Source organism: Acaryochloris sp. 'Moss Beach' (genome assembly GCF_021497025.1).
Classification (GTDB): domain Bacteria; phylum Cyanobacteriota; class Cyanobacteriia; order Thermosynechococcales; family Thermosynechococcaceae; genus Acaryochloris; species Acaryochloris marina_A.
In genome coordinates, this window is sequence record NZ_CP071717.1 from 975,374 (window position 1) to 995,062 (window position 19,689).

The 19,689-nt window shown below is 47.7% G+C and carries 6 protein-coding genes; 4 read left to right on the forward strand and 2 right to left on the reverse strand.

Annotation, left to right across the window (positions count from 1 at the left end):
• Positions 1-128 precede the first annotated feature (128 nt).
• The 3 genes from HRE53_RS04525 to HRE53_RS04535 all read left to right on the forward strand — a co-directional run bounded on the left by HRE53_RS04525 (position 129) and on the right by HRE53_RS04535 (position 15,445).
• Positions 129-8,201, forward strand: coding sequence for a PAS domain S-box protein (locus HRE53_RS04525; protein WP_235109228.1), 8,073 nt, complete (start codon positions 129-131; stop codon positions 8,199-8,201).
• Between the two features lie 268 nt (positions 8,202-8,469).
• On the forward strand, positions 8,470-11,793 hold the full coding sequence (locus tag HRE53_RS04530) for an AAA family ATPase (RefSeq protein WP_235109229.1): 3,324 nt from the start codon (positions 8,470-8,472) through the stop codon (positions 11,791-11,793).
• On the forward strand, positions 11,771-15,445 hold the full coding sequence (locus tag HRE53_RS04535) for an ATP-binding protein (RefSeq protein WP_235109230.1): 3,675 nt from the start codon (positions 11,771-11,773) through the stop codon (positions 15,443-15,445). The genes HRE53_RS04530 and HRE53_RS04535 overlap by 23 nt, the downstream gene beginning before the upstream one ends.
• 33 nt (positions 15,446-15,478) lie before the next feature.
• Here HRE53_RS04535 and ligA read toward each other — a convergent pair whose 3' ends face one another.
• Positions 15,479-17,512 (reverse strand): NAD-dependent DNA ligase LigA, encoded by a 2,034-nt coding sequence (ligA, locus tag HRE53_RS04540; protein ID WP_235109231.1) that lies wholly within the window; start codon positions 17,510-17,512, stop codon positions 15,479-15,481.
• 99 nt (positions 17,513-17,611) lie between these two features.
• The gene (locus tag HRE53_RS04545; RefSeq protein WP_235109232.1) at positions 17,612-18,487 is read right to left on the reverse strand and encodes a hypothetical protein; all 876 of its coding nucleotides are present in this window, start codon (positions 18,485-18,487) and stop codon (positions 17,612-17,614) included.
• A gap of 212 nt (positions 18,488-18,699) precedes the next feature.
• Between HRE53_RS04545 and HRE53_RS04550 the strand changes: the two genes are divergently transcribed.
• Positions 18,700-19,527, forward strand: a complete 828-nt coding sequence (locus HRE53_RS04550; RefSeq protein ID WP_235109233.1) for an abortive infection family protein — start codon at positions 18,700-18,702, stop codon at positions 19,525-19,527.
• Positions 19,528-19,689: the final 162 nt, after the last annotated feature.

A 19,689-nucleotide genomic window follows, 5' to 3' on the forward strand; every position in this document is an offset into this window, starting at 1 on the left:
ATATTTACTCGCTTGAATAGTTAAGTCAGATCAGGGAGTTCAGATCTGAACTAATGTTCTGGTGCTCATTCCCCTTTACCAGCCCACACGATTCATCATTTGTTGCTGAGACTAAGGCTTAGCAGAATATGACACCTATCATTGATGTGCCCTTACCTTCCATTCCGGGTTATACCCTCTCGGAACAGATCTATGAAGGGCATCACTCTGCTGTCTATCGGGCTTTTTCTGTCGCCCGGAAGCAATCGGTCATTCTCAAGGTCTTACGGTCTCGGCATCCCAACTTGCGGGAACTGGTTAAATTTCGCAATCAGTTTACCCTGACACAAAACCTTGATATCCCAGGGGTTGTCACCCCCCTTTGCCTAGTGCCCTGGAACAGCAGCTATGTCCTGGTGATGGCAGATCATCATGCCCTCTCTCTTCACGACTACTGCCACCATCAGCCCCTGGGCTGGCCTCAGGTTCTGGAACTGGCTCTCCAGTTGGCCGATATTCTCCACCATCTCAGCCAATCGCGCATTATCCATAAGGATATTAAACCGGCCAATGTCCTGATGCATCCTCATTCGATGGAAGTTTGGCTGATCGATTTCAGTATTGCGTCGTTATTGCCGAAGGAACGACAGGTCCTCCAGAGTCCAGGAGATTTAGAAGGAACCCTGGCCTACTTGGCTCCCGAACAAACTGGACGCATGAACCGAGGAATTGACTACCGAACCGATTTTTATGGGTTGGGGGTGACGCTCTATCAGTTACTGACCGGTAGGTTACCTTTTTCTACTGACGACTGGATGGAACTAGTTCATTGTCATCTGGCGAAGCTGCCACAACCGCCCCATAAGGTGAATCCCCAAATCCCCATTCCAGTTTCCCGACTGGTGCTAAAGTTGATGGCCAAGAATGCGGAAGATCGTTATCAAAGTGCCCTAGGTCTGAAGCATGATCTACAGCGGTGTTTGGAGCTGAGTAACGAACAAACTAGTTTTGAAATCTTTGAATTGGGGTTGCGAGATGTTTGCGATCGCTTCTTGATACCCGAACAACTCTATGGTCGTGAAATAGAAGTCCAGACTTTGCTCAATGCCTTTGAACGGGTGGCACACGGTTGTTCAGAACTAGTGCTTGTGGCTGGATTTTCTGGCATTGGCAAAACGGCAGTGGTCCATGAAGTCCATAAGCCCATCACCCAGAAAAAGGGCTATTTCATCCAGGGAAAGTTTGATCAATTCAATCGCAACATCCCGTTCTCAGCCTTTATACAGGCCTTTCGTGGCCTAATGGGGCAGCTATTGGGTGAATCCGACTCCCGCTTAGACCGCTGGAAAGCCAAGATCCTGGAAGCGGTGGGGGACAGCGGCCAAGTGTTGCTGGAGGTGATTCCTGAACTAGAGCATATTATTGGTGAGCAGCCCACTGTCCCAGAATTATCAGGTCTCTCGGCCCAGAATCGATTCAATCGGTTGTTTAGTCAATTCGTCCAGGTGTTTACTACGCCAGAGCATCCCTTAGTCATTTTTGTGGATGACTTGCAGTGGGTAGATTCCGCTTCATTGAGCCTTCTCAAGTTACTGATGGTTGACGCCCAGGCAGGCCACCTGCTGGTACTGGGCGCTTACCGAGATAACGAGGTGTTCCCCGCTCATATGCTGATGCTGACGTTGGCTGAGCTAGAGAAACAAGATGCCTCGCTACACACCATCACCTTGGCTCCTCTTGAGTCTGCCCATGTCAATCAACTGGTCGCCGACACCCTACTGTGTGAACCGGAGGTCGCTGCTCCCTTCTCTAAGTTGGTGTTCCAAAAAACCCAGGGCAATCCCTTTTTTATGACCCAATTTCTACAGGGATTGCAGAGTGATGGTCATCTTACGTTTAACCATGATCTGGGCTATTGGCAGTGTGATTTGGCTCAGGTCCAGCAACTGGCTCTCACCGATGACGTCGTGGCGTTTATGGAAGAGCGATTACAAAAGCTCCCCCTCCTGACCCAAGATGTTTTAAAACTGGCAGCCTGTATCGGTAACCTGTTTGACTTGGCAACCTTGTCTTTGGTTTGCGATCGCACCCCCCAAACCGTCGCCTCAGATCTATGGTCAGCTCTACAAGCAGGCCTAGTCATTCCCGAAAGTGCAATATACAAGTTTTTCCAAGGGGAGAATCGAGATCTCACCGATACAGCAGCCATCACAACCTCCTACCGTTTTCTGCACGATCGGGTCCAGCAAGCCGCCTACGCCTTGATTCCAGACGCGCAAAAGCAGACCACCCATGTCGATATTGGGCGGTCGTTGCTGAAACAGCTATCCCCCATAGAAATCGAAGAGCGACTGTTTGATATCGTCAATCATTGGAATGTCGGCATTGCTGTCCTCACCGATCCGACCGAACAGCAGCAACTCTGCCAGCTCAACCTCAGGGCAGGAGAAAAAGCCAAGGGGGCGATCGCCTACGATATGGCTCAGCACTATGCGGCAATAGCGGTTCAGTTCCTCCATCCAGAGAGTTGGCAAACGGATTATGCTCAGACGCTAGCCATCCACAACTTGTCTGCCGAAACCGCCTACCTCAATGGCGATTTTGCCCAAGTCACCCATTGGACTGGACTGATATTGCAGCATACTCAGGGGCTGGATCAAACGAAAGCCTATGAAATCAATATTCTGGCAACGGTGGCCCAAAAACAGTTTTTAGAGGCGATTGAATTAGGTCGGCAGGTTCTTCATCAATTAGATATCGATATTCCTCGCGAGCCCGATGTCCAAGAGATTCAACGGGCCCTCGACGCTACGGCTGAGCTAGTCCCTCAAGCCAAAATTCAGTCTCTGGTGGATTTACCAGTCATGACTGATCCGAAGTCCCTCGCTGCCCTGCGAATCCTCAATAGCATCGCGGTCAGTGTTTACCTAGCTCAACCTCAACTCTTTCCTCTGATTGTCCTGGCTCAAGTCAAACTGTCCATCTTGCATGGCAATGCACCTATCTCCGCAGGAGCCTACGCGCGCTATAGCTTAGTGCTATGCGGCAAAGTTAATGATATTGAGACTGGCTATGCCTTTGGCCAATTAGCACTAACCCTTTCAGACCAGTTCGGCAATCGAGAAATTAATACCCGCGTCCTCTTGATGGTGGGGGCGTTAACGTTGCCTTGGCAACAGCACCTGAATACGGTCATTCTGCTGCTACAGCAAGCCTACATCGATGGCCTGGAATCGGGGAGCTTAGAAGCGGCGGCCTTGAGTCATTACTATGAAAGTCAATCTGCGTATCTAGTCGGTCAAGAACTAAGGGAATTTGAGCAGCAAGCACGGCTCTATAGCGAGCATATTTGTCAGATTAAACAGGCGGTCCATCTTCAGAACAATGAGCTATTACGTCAAGTTGCCCTGAATTTAATGGGGGATGGAGAAAATCCCTGGGCGTTAAAGGGAGAGGCCTTTGATGAAACGGTGATGCTGTCGCAATATCAAGCCTCCAATAATCTGTTGGGACTGTTCTGCTTCCATCTTCACAAACTGATGCTGTGCTATTGGTTTAATCAACCGGAGCAAGCCATAGAACATGCCCAACAGGCAGTGGACTATTTATCTGGGGTGACGGCTCAGGCAACCGTACCGGTCTTTTACTTTTACGATTCCTTGGCAAGGTTATCTGAGTCTGTTTTCGATGGTGGTTCAGCCACCTTAGAACGGTCAGACCCCAGCTCGAATTTAGAGGTCATTCACGAAAATCGCGCCAAGTTAGACCATTGGGCACAATTCTGCCCTGAAAACTTCCAACATAAACTGGACTTAATTGATGCAGAGTATCATGCTCGCTTGGGTCAAAAGCTAGAAGCAATAGAAGCTTATGACCACGCCATTCAAGGGGCGAAAAAAAATCAGTATGTCCAGGAAGAAGCCCTCGCCAATGAGCTAGCCGCCAAGTTTTACCTAAATTGGGGAAAAGAACAAGCCGCTGTTGGCTATCTGCAAACAGCCTACTACTGCTATGCCCGCTGGGGGGCCAAAGCTAAAACGGCTGACTTGGAACGATGTTATCCCCACCTGTTCCAATCCGTCCTTCAGCAGTCCACCCAAGGGTCAACGTCCTTAGACACCTTAAACCGTATTGCGCCGCTGAATCTATCCATTCATTCGTCCACCAGTACGTCTCAACCGTCCACCCAGGGCGTCAATCAAACCCTTGATTTCGCTGCGATTTTGAAAGCTGGCCAAGTGCTATCCACTAGCCTGCATCTGGACGAGCTACTGGAGAAACTGGCACGGATATTGCTCCAGACTTCTGGTGCAGATCGATTACAGCTTCTGCTGCCAGAAGAGGACGGCGCTTGGCAAATCAGAGTCACTGCCACGCCCGAGACGATGCAACTCGGTTCAATCCCTCTGAACGACCCTGCCAACTTCCCGATTCAACTGATTCAATATGTCAAACATACCCAAGAAGTTCTGTGTATTGATGGCTTAGAAGCAGACCATCCCATCGTCGATCAGTACCTCCAGCAACATCAACCTCGTAGCGTCATCTGTCTTCCCCTCCTGTATCAAGGGAATCTGAATGGTCTACTGTATCTAGAAAATCAATCGGCGGTTGGCGTATTTACGTGCGATCGCATCACCGTCCTTAACTTCCTCTGTTCTCAAGCCGCAATTTCTCTAGAAAACGCCAGACTTTTTGAATCCGCTACCCTCAAATCCTCCATCATCGAATCCGCCATCGATGGCATGGCCATATTAGAAGACGACAAATTTATTTATTTGAATGCAGCCCATATCTCTCTGTTCGGATATGAAGTGGAAGAGTTAATGGGGCAAAGCTGGGAGAAGCTTTATGCTCCGGTAGAGGTGCAACGTTTGCGCAAAATAATCTTCTCCTCCTTAGCCAAGACAGGGCAATGGTTAGGGGAGGCAACTGCAACTCGCAAAGATGGCAGTTCTTTTGCCGAAGAGATGAGTGTGTTCCTCCTGGAAGATGGCAAACTCATTTGCATTTGTCGTGATATTAGCGTTCGCAAACAGCTCGAACTGGAGCAAACCCAGCTCTACAAGTCACTTGCCCTCAAATCTTCTGCCATAGAGGCATCGGACGCGGGTATCGCGATTCTCCAGGATGGAAAATATATTTATCTCAACGACAGTCATCTATCCCTGCTAGGTTACGAGCCCCATGAGCTAATAGGGGCAAGTTGGGAAATACTTTATGCCCCTGAAGAAGCTGAGCGATTGAATCAACATATCTTCCCTCAACTGGCTAGCGAGGGACGCTGGCTTGGGGAAGCAACAGCTCGCCGGAAAGATGGGAGTTATTTTCCCCAAGAGGTGAGTTTGTCTACATTCAAAGACAACACAGTGATTTGTATTTGCCGAGATATTAGCGATCGCAAACGACTAGAGCAGGATCAATCCCGACTGACTGCTGTTTTAGAAGCAACCCCTGACTACATTGGGATAGCCAGTGCAACAGGAGAAATCCTCTGGCACAACAGGCAGCTTAGAGCGCTCCGTTCAGATCTAGAACAGCAGAAAGATCATCGTTCAATTGCAGATTGTCATCCCGATTGGGTCAGGCAAATTATTGTCGAGGAGGCTTTACCCACCGCCATCCAAGCAGGAAGTTGGACAGGAGAGTTAGCACTCCTAGATGGCAATGGGAATGAGATCCCTGTTTCACAAGTGATTATTGCCCATAAAGCAGCAGATGGCACTGTAGAAAACTTTTCAACGATCATGCGAGATATTCGCGATCGCAAAGCGGCAGAAACTAACCTTCGAGCCAGCGAACAACGGTTCCGACGGGCCATCGAAGATGCCCCTTTCCCGATTATGATCCATGCCGAAGACGGAGAGGTTTTACAGATTAGTTCCACCTGGACCGAATTAACGGGCTACACCCATGCCGATATTCCTACCACAAGGGACTGGGCTCAGCGTGCCTATGGCACAGATGCCCCTCACATCCTTGAAGTAATGGCGTTGAAATATAGTCGAACCACTCGTTGGGATGAAGGTGAGTTTGTTATTCGAAAAAAAGATGGCGACTACTGCTTCTGGCAGTTTAGTTCTGCTCCCTTAGGGACACTACCCGATGATCGCCGCCTTGTCATTTCCATGGCGGTTGACGTTACTCAACGGCAAAAAGCCGAAAAAGATCTGGAGCAAGCCAATCAACAATTGGCAGACTATTCTCAAACCCTAAAACAGAAAGTTAAAGAACGCACTATTGCTCTACAGATCACCAAAGAACAGGTCGAAAAAGCCAATGAGTATGAACAGGCCCTTAACCGCATCACGAAAGATATTCGCCGCAGCTTAAACCTCAAGGATATTTTTGCCACAACAACCCAGGCAGTCAGACCCATTCTGGATTGTGAACGGGTCACGGTCTATAAATTTGACGCGGATTGGGGCGGCAAGTTTATCTTTGAATCCAAACAAGAGACTCTAGAACCGCTAGTGTTCAGTTCTCGTCAAGCTGAATGGAATGATTCCTTCTTAGTGAATGACGAGGGAAATCTCTGCATTTTTAACGCCACTTATCAGGTTGAGGATATTTACGAGAAAGGACTTTCACTCTGTCATCTTGAGGTTCTGGAACGATTTAACATCAGAGCTTACCTCGTCGTACCGATTTATGTTGGCAATAAGTTGTGGGGGTTACTGGCTGCTTACAATCATTCCCAACCGCGAGAGTGGCAGCCCGGTGAAGTCAGGCTATTTGAACAGGTGAGTAGCCATTTAGGCGTTGCCCTCAAACAAGCAGAGTTGCTGTCAGCAATGGCTGAAGCCAAAGAAAAAGCCGATGCTGCAAACGAAGCCAAAAGCCTTTTCCTGGCCAATATGAGCCATGAATTACGCACGCCCCTCAACGGCATCCTGGGCTATGCCCAAATCCTGCGCCGCTCAGAATCCCTATCGGGTAAAGGACGAGAGGGAGTTGACACCATTTATCAGTGTGGTTCCCACCTCCTGAACCTGATTAATGATGTTCTCGACATTTCTAAGATTGAAGCCCTCAAGCTGAAGCTGGCTCCTAAAGCTGTCAATCTGCCCTCATTGCTACAGAATGTTGTGGAAATGTGCAGAGTTAAAGCAGAACAAAAGGAGATTGTCTTTACCTATCAGCCCAGCGCCCAGCTCCCTCAGCAGGTTGAAGTAGATGACAAGCGCCTACAGCAAGTCCTGCTCAATCTATTAGGGAATGCTGTTAAATTTACGGATCATGGCTCAGTTACTTTTTCGGTCGAGGTCTCCCCCCTTTCGGATCAACGTATTGCCTTAGATTTTCGGGTTGTCGATACAGGGATAGGCATCGCTCACCAAGATGTGGCAAAACTCTTCCAGTCCTTCGAACAGGTGGGCAATCAACATAAACAAGCGGAAGGGACGGGCTTGGGACTCGCCATTAGTCAGCGCATTGTCCAACTGATGGGCAGCGAAATTCAAGTCGCCAGTCAACCTGAACAAGGCAGTGAGTTTTTCTTTACGGTCAATCTTCCCTTAGGAGAGCCCATGGAGGCTCAGCAGCAAAGGGACCCTATTATTGTCGATTACAGAGGTCAACGACGTCAGGTTTTGATCATTGATGATCGGTGGGAAAATCGGGTTGTTCTATCCACTTTGTTAGAGTCTGTGGGCCTGGCGGTACTTGAAGCAGAACAGGGACAGGCCGGACTGGACATTCTGAAACAGGTAAAACCCGATCTAGTGATTACGGATCTCGTCATGCCTGTGATGGATGGGTATGACTTTTTGGCGGCGGTTCGTCAGTCTGAAGATATTCAAGGGACTCAGGTGATTGTTTCATCGGCAACGATTACCCAAAAGGTACAAAAGAGAGCCTTTAATGCAGGCTGTAATGCTTTTTTGCCAAAACCCATCGATGCTCAGGAACTCTATAACACCCTTGCAGAACAACTACAGCTGGAGTGGATTTATGAAACACCGGCAGAGGGGCATCCCTCGACACCTGCAGACAATACTGCCCAAATAAAGATTCCCACAGCAGCGGAACTGGAAGTTTTGCTTGAATTCGCTGCTAGCGGCATCATCAAAGATTTCCGCGAGCAGCTCGCTCAATTAGTGGCATCCAACCTAGAGTATGCAGCCTTTGCCCAACCTCTAATGGTTCTATCCAAACAGTTCAAGATTGAAGAGATAGAGGTTCTGCTTGAAGATTATCTAAACCCATCGGACCCAGGATGATGTGCTGACATGATCCCATTGCACCTTAAATCTATTGCAGCTTATGAGTTTTTGAGATTTGCAGATGAGCCTCTTAGCGGCCCCTTTCCTGAGATTTTGCATCCAAGGTAGTGGCGATGACCGCACATCTTTTTCCCCGATTCACGTTCCTTCATTCAAACTATGAGGCAATGGATTTTGGGGAGAGTGCCGGAAAGCAGTTCATTACTAGATTATGCAACTTCTGCTTTTCTGGGCATTCTCAATAGTAAGGGCTATTACAGGGAATATGGAGCATTCATCTGTTCGCTTACCTCATCATATAATTCTCCAAGGATACGAACCCTTTGAGATTCTGCATAAAGGGCCAAACACGCTGATCTACCGTGCCCTGCGGATTGAGGATCGCACCCCTATCATTATTAAAACGTCTTCGCCTCATGTAGCCCTACAGTATTCCGATTATCTGGCTTTTCGGAATCAATTCACCATTGGCCACCATCTTGACCATCCTGGAATTATCCAGCTTTTTAGTCTAGAACCTTGCAGCCATACCTATGCTTTAGTGATGGAAGATATGCAGGGGATTCCTCTGTCTGAGTTCTTGCAGTCTTCTGTCTCTCTCACAGATGGCTTAAATATTGCTCTACAACTGGCAGAAGTGCTGCATTACCTTGGTCAACAGCGTGTCCTTCACAAGGATATCAAGCCTGCCAATATTCTGATTCATCCCCAAACGCTGCAGGTTAAACTCATTGACTTTGGGATTGCTTCCCTCTTACCCAAAGAGACCCAAGAGATCAAAAACCCCAATACCCTAGAAGGCACCTTAGCCTATATGGCCCCAGAACAAACGGGGCGAATGAACCGAGGGATTGATTTTAGAAGTGACTTCTATGGCTTGGGCATCACGCTATTCGAGTTGTTTGCAGGGCAATTGCCGTTCCAAGTGGATAAGCCGATGGCATGGCTACATTGTCATATTGCCCAAGTGCCGCCTTCTCTAACGGAGTTTGGGGTACCAGAAGCTGTTGCGAATATCGTGACTAAGCTACTGGCTAAAAATGCAGAAGATCGCTACCAGAGTGCGTTGGGGTTGAAGCATGACTTAAAGCATTGTCTGACTCAATTAACGGAGCAGGGAGGGATTGAACCGTTTGAGTTGGGTAAAAAGGATGTGTGCGATCGCATCTTGATACCCGAAAAACTCTATGGTCGTGAGGCAGAAGTCAAAGCCTTACTAGAGGCCTTTGACCGAGTCGCTCAGGGCAGTTCAGAACTGATGTTGGTATCAGGTTTCTCTGGGATTGGTAAAACGGCAGTCGTCAATGAAGTTCACAAACCTATCACCCAGAGACAGGGCTATTTCATCAAAGGCAAGTTTGACCAATTCAATCGAAATATTCCCTTTTCTGCCTTTGTCCAAGCCTTTCGTCGTTTGATAGGTCAACTGCTCGGGGCATCAGATGCTGACTTAAGACATTGGCGAGCCAAAATCTTAGCGGCTGTAGGCGAAAGTGGGCAAGTTCTGATTGAAGTCATTCCTGAGCTAGACCGTATCATTGGTGAGCAGCCAGCTGTCCCTAAACTCTCAGGGACAGCTGCTCAAAATCGGTTTAATCTGCTGTTGGGCCAATTCATCCAGATATTCTCCACAATAGATCATCCCCTAGTCATATTCTTGGATGACTTACAGTGGGCAGATTCGGCTTCCTTGAACCTGCTGCATCTGTTGATGAGTCGCTCAGACACAGACCATCTGCTAGTTCTGGGCGCTTACCGAAACAATGAGGTTTTTCCCGCCCATCCCCTGATGCTGACATTGGCTGATTTGCAGCAGCAAGATGCTTCGCTCCACACCGTCACCCTAGCCCCCCTAAGCCCAACCGACACCAACCAATTGGTCGCTGATACGCTGCTGTGTGCCTCTGATATTGCTTTGCCCTTGTCTGAGTTGGTGTATCTAAAGACCCAAGGAAATCCTTTTTTTACGACCCAATTTTTGCAAGGACTCCATAGGGATAACCACATCACTTTTGATGCTGAAGCTGGATATTGGCACTGTGATTTGACTCAAGTGCAGCAGGCCGCTCTCACGGATGATGTGATCGTATTTATGGTAGGTCGATTGCAGACTCTATCAGAGGCCACTCAGGCGGTATTGAAAATAGCAGCTTGTATTGGCAATCAGTTTGAGCTAGGCACCTTGGCCATCGTTTGTGAGGAGAGTCAAGCCCAGATCGCGACAGATTTATGGCCTGCGCTTCAGACCGGATTAGTGATTCCAGAAACAGAAAACTATAAGTTTTTCCAAGGAAATGCCTGCTCAGAGATGTCTCAAAATGAGAGGAAGATTGGGTATCGTTTTTTGCATGACCGAGTTCAACAAGCTGCTTACGCTCTCATCCCTGAGACAGACAAGAAAGCCGCTCACCTCAAAATTGGTCAGCTCTTGCTGCCGAGCAGTACCAGCTTAGATAGCAGCATCAGCATTTTCACGATTGTTAATAGTCTCAATCAAGGCATTCACTTAATTGATGACCCATCCCAGCGCCAAAAGCTAGCCCAGCTCAACCTAGAAGCGGGTCAAAAAGCAAAAGCCTCGATGGCCTATACAGAAGCTGCCTCGTATTTAGAGAGTGGGATTCAACTCCTGAGTCATCAAGGGTGGCAGACACAGTACAGCCTGACCCTTTCTCTGCATTCAGAGTGGGTGGATGTGCAATATCTAAGGGGCAATTTTGAAGCGGTTGAGACGATTAGCTCCAGTACCTTAGAACATATCTCCACTATTGCAGATGCACTGCCTATTTACATTGCCCAAATTGCAAGCAAGCAAGCTCAGGGAAAGATGTCGGCAGGTCTAGAGTTGTCTCTCACTATCTTGCAATCCCTTGGTATTGATATTTCGGTAGACATTAGCAAGGATACTATCCAGGAAATTCTGCATCAAACTCTATCTGAATTTCAATCTAGAACGATTGATGAATTCGTTGCTTTACCCCAAATAAATGATCCTCAGCTTTTGAGAACTCAGGATTTGCTCACCCTAATGGTGGGATATGCATACAAGTCTAAACCTGAGCTTTTACCAGTCATTATCTGCAAACAAATTTCGCTCTTATTACAGCATGGCAATAGCTCTGCTTCAGCTTCAATCTATGCTTTGTTTGGCATGTTATTGTGCGGTTTTCAAGAATTTAAATCAGGTTGTTTTGCAGGTGACGTCTCTCTGGCGGTAATGGAGGCTTTTCCTGCCAAACAATTTGAGATGAGGGTCAGGAATCTGATTTATGCCTATGTTACTCCTTGGCAGGAACCCCTCAAAAACTGCATCCCTCAGTTAAAACAAGGGTTTAAGATTGGTATTGAAGCTGGAGACCTTGAATATACAGCTTATGGCATCCACCACTATATTCAGTTTCTATTCTTGTCTGGTGCTGATTTAGCCACCGTCGACCAAGAGAGTCATGCCAGTAGCAAAGTCCTAGAAAATTGTCGACAAGAAGGAATACTATTGGGTAGCCAATTATTCCACCAAACAGTCTTAAATCTGATCAACTCTAGGGATAAACCCTGGGAAATTGAGGGTGATATTTTTTCAAGAATCTAAACATTTACAAGATTGGCGAGATAATAATTTAGATGTTTTTATTGCATCACTGTATATCAATAAATTAGTAATCAGCTACCTATTTTACAACCCTGATTTGGGCGTGAAATATGCAGAGATAGCAAATAATTCTTATGACGGATTAACAGGAGAAATTCAACTTTCATACTTGCACTTTTTTCGGGCACTCTGTTATTTAGCAATTCTCGATCAAGATACGACTGAAGAACGCATCACTCGCTTGTCTCAGGTTGACAACGACATAGAAAATCTGGAGCGGTTTTCACGCCAGGCTCCGATGAATTTTCAGCATCAGGTCGATTTAATTAAAGCTGAAAAACATCGGGTGTTAGATCAAAGGCTGGAGGCGATTGACGCTTACGATCTCGCGATTGCGGGTGCGAGGAAAAATGGTTACACCCAAGAAGAAGCCCTGGGCAATGAGCTTGCGGCCCAGTTCTATCTGATCTGGGGCAAAGATAAATCTGCCGCAGCTTATATGCAAGCAGCTTATAGCTGTTATACCCGCTGGGGCGCTAAAGCGAAAACGGATGATCTTGAGAAACGCTATCCCGAGTTAATTCAACCCATCTTGCAGCAAACGCCTCGCTCTCCCACCCCCCTAGACACCCTTGCTAGACTTGGCGCCCCCAACCTATCCATTCATTCTTCTACTTCAGCCTACTCAACCCAGGCTAGCCTCAATGTGGCGTTTGATTTTGCTGCAATTCTTAAAGGTGCTCAAGCTCTGTCAGAAAGCTTGCACCTAGATGAATTGCTGGAAAAGCTCGCTCCGATGATGCTGCAAAATTCGGGTGCAGATCGGTTGGTTCTTCTGCTCCCTGAAGCCGATCAAACTTGGCATGTCAGGGCCACTGCCAAGCCTGAAATAATCCAACTGTCTTCAGTCCCTCTGGCTGATCATCCCGATCTCCCCCTGCAGCTGATTCAGTTTGTTAAAAATACTCAAGAAGCCCTGCTCATCGATGAGTTAGAGACGGATTTGCCGATCATCGATCACTATCTTGAAACCCATCAACCTCGGAGTATTCTATGTTTACCGATTCTGCATCAAGGGCATTTGAAGGGTCTGGTGTACTTACAGAATCAATTGGCGTCGGGGGTCTTTACGTGCGATCGCATCACTGTACTCAACTTCCTCTGTTCCCAAGCTGCCATCTCCCTAGAGAATGCCAGACTTTATGAAGCGGCCACCCTCAGATCCTCCATCATCGAAGCTGCCATTGATGGCATGGCGATATTAGAAGACGATAAATATATCTATTTAAATGAAGTCCATGTCTCTCTGTTTGGCTACGAAGTAGATGAGTTGATGGGGCAAAGCTGGGAAACACTCTATTCTTCAGCAGAGATACAACGTCTACAGACCATCGCCTTCTCAATCTTGGCAGAGACAGGGCAATGGTCAGGAGAAGCCACCGCAACTCGCAAAGATGGCAGTTCATTTGCCGAAGAAATCAGTTTATTTTTGCTAGATGATGGCAAGCTGATTTGTATCTGTCGAGATATGAGCGATCGCAAAACGGCAGCAGAGAACCTGCAGTTCAGCGAACAACGATTTCGCCGTGCCTTTGAAGATGCCCCCTTCCCCATCATGATCCATGCGGAAGATGGTGAAGTCCTCCAAGTCAATGCCACCTGGACAGCATTAACAGGCTACACTCAAGCAGATATTCGGACAACAGCCGACTGGACACTCAAAGCATTTGGGGAAGAAATCCACCCTAAAAACTGGGAGCAAGGCGAGTTCTTTATTCACACCCGAGATAGACAAAATTGCCTTTGGCAATTCAGTTCTGCGGCTTTAGAGGTCTTACCTGATGGCCGTCAAATCGTCATTTCCATGGCCGTAGATGTCACCCAACGGCGGCAGGCAGAAGATGATTTAAAGCAGGCCAATCAACAGCTAGCAGAGTACTCCCAAACCCTGGAACAAAAAGTTAAAGAACGCACTCAAGCCCTGCAGATGGCTAAAGAACGAGCAGATAATGCCAGCCAAGCCAAAAGTAAATTTCTTGCCAGTATGAGCCATGAACTCCGCACTCCCCTCAACGGTATCCTGGGCTATGCTCAAATCCTGAATCGCTCCACCACCTTGACGGACAAGGAACGTCATGGTGTCCAGGTCGTTCATCAATGTGGTTCCCATCTCCTCACCCTGATCAATGACATTCTCGATCTTTCTAAAATTGAGGTTGGCAAACTTAAACTGAGCCCTACCAACACTCACTTACCTACCTTGCTGGCCAGTGTAGTCGAAATGTGTAAAGTCAAGGCTCAGCAAAAGGGCCTAGGGTTTAGCTACGTACCGAGTCCTCAGCTACCCGAAGTGGTGCTTGTCGATGAAAAATGTCTGCGGCAAGTGTTGATCAATTTATTGGGCAACGCGGTTAAATTTACCCACCAAGGCAGTGTTACCCTACGCGTCGATGTCCTCAACATCACTGAGACTCAGGCGTCACTCCTATTCCAAGTTATTGATACGGGGGTGGGCATTGACTCTGCCGATCTAGCCAAACTATTTGAAGCTTTTGAACAGGTCGGAATTCTACAAAAGCAAGGGGAAGGAACAGGGCTAGGATTAGCGATTAGTCAACAGATTATGCAACTGATGGGGGGAGAAATTCAGGTTGCTAGTCAACCAGGCAAAGGGAGTGAGTTTTCCTTTAGTTTGCTGCTCTCTCTCACTGGAGATAGGGGACGGCTTCAACCCCATCTCAGCCACCAGAACATTATGGGTTACCAAGGAAAACGGCAGCAGATCTTGGTCATTGACGATCTCCAGGAGAATCGGGAAGTCATCGTCAATCTACTACAACCGCTGGGTTTCAATCTTTGTGAGGCCGAGCAGGGTCAGGACGGGTTAGACCATATACGCAAGCAGCAGACTGATCTGGTGATTACTGACTTATATATGCCCATGATGGATGGTTTTGAATTTTTGAAACAGGTTCGTCATGATCCAGATCTGACACCAATAAAAGTCATTGCTTCATCTGCATCGGTTGACCCATCCAATCAGCAAATGGCTCTGGCTGTAGGGAGTAATGCTTTTTTAGTTAAACCTATTCAAGAGCAAGATTTACTAGAGGCGATTGCCGAGCAGCTGCAACTGGAGTGGGTGTACGAAACAACATTAGAAACTCAGCAAATCGAACCGCTGCCAACGGCATTACTGCTCCCCTCCTCCCCAATATTGGCATCTTTGCAAATGTTGGCCCAGCAAGGTTTGATCCAAGATCTACAACAGCAACTCGACTCGTTGCTTCACGTTAATGCTGCCTACGAACCATTTGTTGAGCAGATCTCATCTCTGGCTAAAGGGTCTAAGGTTGAGGAAATAGCAGCGCTATTGCAGCAATACCAAGAACAACAGTCTTCACCTCTATCAGATCTACCGAACAACGCACAGGCCCCAAAGACCTATCCATCTCCGGAAAACTTAGAGCGGCTGTTAGACATGGCAAGCAGAGGCAGTGTGTTTGAGATTATGGATGAATTATTAGTGATTCAGTCCACGGATCCCCAATGCCACTATTTTTGCCAACAGCTCTTACGGTGGTCAGAGCAATTCGAAGTGGGTAAAATTCAAGTCTTTTTACAAGCAGCAGTGGATAAAGCCAAGGCTTAGGGGTTGAAACTGGCTTCCAGCGGCCAGTAGAGTTCAAGCAGTTTGTAAAAGTTCAAGTAAATCTGCTTCAGAGAGCTGCTGGATGCCCAAAGATTGTGCTTTGGTGAGTTTAGAGCCTGCATCTGCACCTACGACCACATAGGATGTATTTTTACTCACGGATCCCGTCACTTTCCCCCCTGCATCTTGGATCAGTTGCTTGGCCTGATCTCGCTTCAAGGTAGGCAACGTCCCTGTCACCACAAAAGTCTGCCCAGATAGGGTTTGAGGACGAGTAGGTTCAGAGACTATGGCTGCAGTTTGCAGCCCTGCTACTTGCAACCGTTGAATGAGGGTTTGGTTAGTGGGGGTTTGAAACCATTCATAGACAGATTGAGCAATTTCAGGGCCAATGCCGTGGATGGTGGCAATTGCGTCCCCGTCTACGGCCATTAAGGCTTCAACGGTGCTGTAGTTTTCCGTTAACAGTTGAGCATTCACACTCCCTACATGTCGAATCCCCAATCCGTAAAGAACCCGATGCCAAGGCTGTTGTTTTGAAGTTGCGATCGCACCCACGATCTTCCGCGCCAGCTTGGTTCCCATTCGGTCTAAGCTCATCAGCTTATCTTCCGTTAGCTCATACAAGTCAGCGACAGATTGGACCATATGGGAGTCGGCCAGTTGACCGACAATCTTTTCCCCTAAACCATCAATATCTAAGGCCCCTCGACTCACCCAGTGAATTAGCGATCCACGCAAGATAGCCGGACAAGAAGCATTCACGCAGCGGGTCACCGCTTCAGTTTCCAGCTGAACGGCAGGTTGCCCACAGCTCGGGCATTCTGTGGGCATCTGGTAGGGCTGGGCATCGGCAGGACGCAACTCAGGCAAAACCCGCAGGACTTCAGGAATGATTTCTCCAGCTTTACGGACCACTACCGTATCGCCGATGTGGATGTCTAGTTCCGAGATGCGATCGCGGTTATGCAGCGTTGCCCTCGATACCGTCGTCCCGGCTAACTGCACCGGCTTGAATTCCGCTACGGGGGTGAGCGCTCCAGTCCGTCCCACATTCACCGTAATCTGCTCGATGCGGGTCGCCGCCTCTTCCGGGGGATATTTCCAGGCAATGGCCCAGCGGGGAAACTTCTGGGTAAATCCCAACTCGTCCTGCACCCCTAGGTCATCCAGTTTAATCACCACCCCATCCGTCAAATAGGGGAGATCCAAACGCTTTAAGGACCAATCATCATAATAGGTCTGAACGTCCTTCAAGCTCTTGCACTGGCGTCGATTGGGATTAACCCGAAAGCCCAGCTGCTTCAGGGTCTCTAACGCCTGCCATTGAGATTGAGGAAGAGACAAGTCATTCGTGGGGCCAGAAATATGAATGGTATAGGCGAAAAAATCCAGCTTGCGCTCAGCCACCACCTTGGAGTCGAGCTGCCGGAGGGTACCTGCAGCGGCATTACGAGGATTGGCAAACTCGGCTTCTCCCGCTTGGATGCGATCGCGGTTAATTTGGTCAAACACTTGTAATCCTAAAAAGGCTTCCCCCCGCACCTCTAGCCATTCGGGCGGATGTTCAATATTCAAGCGCAGGGGAATCGAGCGGATGGTTCTCACATTCTGGGTAATCTCTTCTCCTGCAGTACCATCCCCTCGGGTGGTACCTCGCACCAATACACCGTTCTCATAGGTCAAGGCTAAGGCCGAGCCGTCAATTTTGAGTTCGGTCACATACCCTGGCGCTTTCTTCAGGTTAGGAACCAACTTATGCCAGCGCTCATCCCAGGTTTCCATATCTCCCCGATCAAAGGCATTTTCCAGGCTATAGAGGGGAATCCGGTGCTGAACCGAAAAGAACTGAGTAGCAGGTCGCTCCCCTACTCGCTGAGTAGGGCTATCAGACGTGATCAGTTGAGGATATTGGGTCTCCAAATCCACTAGCTCGTGATAGAGCTGGTCGTAGATGGCATCTTCCATCATGGGCGCATCTAACCCGTAGTAGGCATAGCTCGCTTTTTGCAGCAACTGCCGCAGCTCTTGAACCCGCGTTTGATCTGAAGAGGATACCGTGTTCACAGTCCGCAGAATCTCCCAAAATTTTGGTTTGGCAATTTTAATAGACATCCAGAAGCTAGGGTATATCCCACCCTGGTGTAGAGGTAAAAAAATGAATAATCACTGCAGAAATGGATTGATCGAAATTGGTGTTTTTTGCAGCTTAGCCCCTGTAGGGGGGACAAAGCGAAAGGCATCGGCTGGGACCGAAGGGGGATTGGTGTAATGAATCACTTTCTCTTGAATGTTGAAGTTTAAGGTTTGGTGGTCTTGACTGGCCATTTGCAAATACTTAATTTCAGACGTCAAGGCATCAATATAGGCTTGCAGCTGATATCCCTTGGCTTGATCCAAATAGGAGTAGGTGGTGTATTTAGCCCCCTCTAAATATTGGGTCTCGGACTGTAATCCAGCCTGATTCGGTGCCAATTTAGTTTCCAAAATCTCCACCAATTTATCTTCAGGGACATTCACCAACAAAGAAATATTGTCTTTCCCCGCACTATTGCGGATGGTGGAAAAAAGTCTGGACAACATGCCAGAGAGGAAGTTGTCATTGGCATTTTGAAATTTTTGGTAACTAATAATGGCATAGACATTGTTAGTAAGATCATGGGTCCATACCTGTTGGCCATTTGAGACTAAAAGATATTCTCTCCCCACTTCGCCCGTCTGTTCCATAAAGGTAATTTGGGTTCTGAACCGATTAGGCTCTTCAGAAATCGTTTGAATTTGGGCCACTGAGACCAGATCTGCTCCAGGTGTTTTGGCCTTAAGGGTCAATTCTGATTTGAGCAAGTAACGATCGTTGGCTAAGAACTGTCGCATAGCCCGAACCAGCAGGCCATAGTCCATCTTCTTCTCTGCTGGATGCACGAAGGGTTGGGCAATAGGGGTCAAGCGCTGAGCCTGAGACCAGGCGGGTTGAACCAGCAATCCCACCATAAAAGCCGACAACAAACAGACATGGCGCTGATAGCCACAAAATTTCGTCATATTCATCAACCGCCTATGTCAGCTCGATCTCACTACTGTTCCAGCCTGGATTTTCCGCTGTAGCCAGTCATGTTGAAGCACAAGCTGTTTTCCAGGTTATTGACAAATGGTTCCCCTTTTAACGTAGTTATCAGTCGCTATCATAGTTATTTGTCAACAGCACTTAGCTAACCTTGCTTGGATGAGATACCCATCCAAACTGAAATTCGGATATGGAACTCTCTCAACACTCAATTAAGGCTCTCAGCAAGATCGTCACAGGTGACGAAGAACTCTCACCGTATCGTAGTGGTCCCAAGCTCGTTGATTTGTTCAACAAATACGGCTTCAACGACACCTATGGACAAGATTTTCCATCACGCTGGATGTATACGGAGGAATGCCTGCTCGCCCTGAACGGAACCGACAATCTGGCTGCGGTAATCTGCCATATCCTTGATCCGCGCGAATTTATGGACACAAAAAAAGAACTCAAACCAGCAATCGAATTCGTCAACAAGCGGCTTAAATACGATGGATACCAAGTCACTATTAACCGTGGCACAGTCAAAATCCGTAATGTCGAAGGTTCTGCAGTTCAATTCTCATCCCCCTATGGCAGCAGCACAAACGATGCCCATGCGTTCATCGATGAGCAGATTGAGAAGTCAGAACAAAAGGTTCTTGCAGGTGATTACGATGGGGCGATCACCAATGCTCGGTCGCTGCTTGAAGCAATCATGCTCGATATTGAGAGCACGCTCGACTCTGATGTGCCAGAGAAATACGATGGCGACATGGTGAAACTCTACAAGCGTGTGCAAAAGATTCTGTATCTGGAACCATCACGTAAAGATATCGATTCTACGCTAAAACAGGTGTTGTCGGGATTGGTCAATATCATCAGTGGCATTGCCGCAAGTCGCAATCGCATGAGCGATGCTCATGTGAGATCGTACAAACCATCGAAACATCACGCGGTACTAGTTGTTAACTCCGCCAAGACGTTGGCAAACTTTCTCTACGACACCAAGGAATACCAATCGCTCAAAGCCAAATAGCAAGCTGTTTTATATAAAGTCATAAGCAGAGCACATTCTGACATCAATGTTATTTTCCATGGTCCTGTAAGCAGTAGAAATACCCTTTTTAAAAAGGAATTACCTTAGAAGGCTACTCCCATCCCGATAAAAGAGTGAATAGGGTGGCCAACTTACATATAC

Bases quoted from the DNA above. Each gene is read 5' to 3' on its own strand.
- HRE53_RS04525 (WP_235109228.1), top strand. From the start codon at position 129: ATGACACCTATCATTGATGTGCCCTTACCTTCCATTCCGGGTTATACC.
- HRE53_RS04530 (WP_235109229.1), top strand. From the start codon at position 8,470: ATGGAGCATTCATCTGTTCGCTTACCTCATCATATAATTCTCCAAGGA.
- HRE53_RS04545 (WP_235109232.1), bottom strand. From the start codon at position 18,487: ATGACGAAATTTTGTGGCTATCAGCGCCATGTCTGTTTGTTGTCGGCT.
- HRE53_RS04550 (WP_235109233.1), top strand. From the start codon at position 18,700: ATGGAACTCTCTCAACACTCAATTAAGGCTCTCAGCAAGATCGTCACA.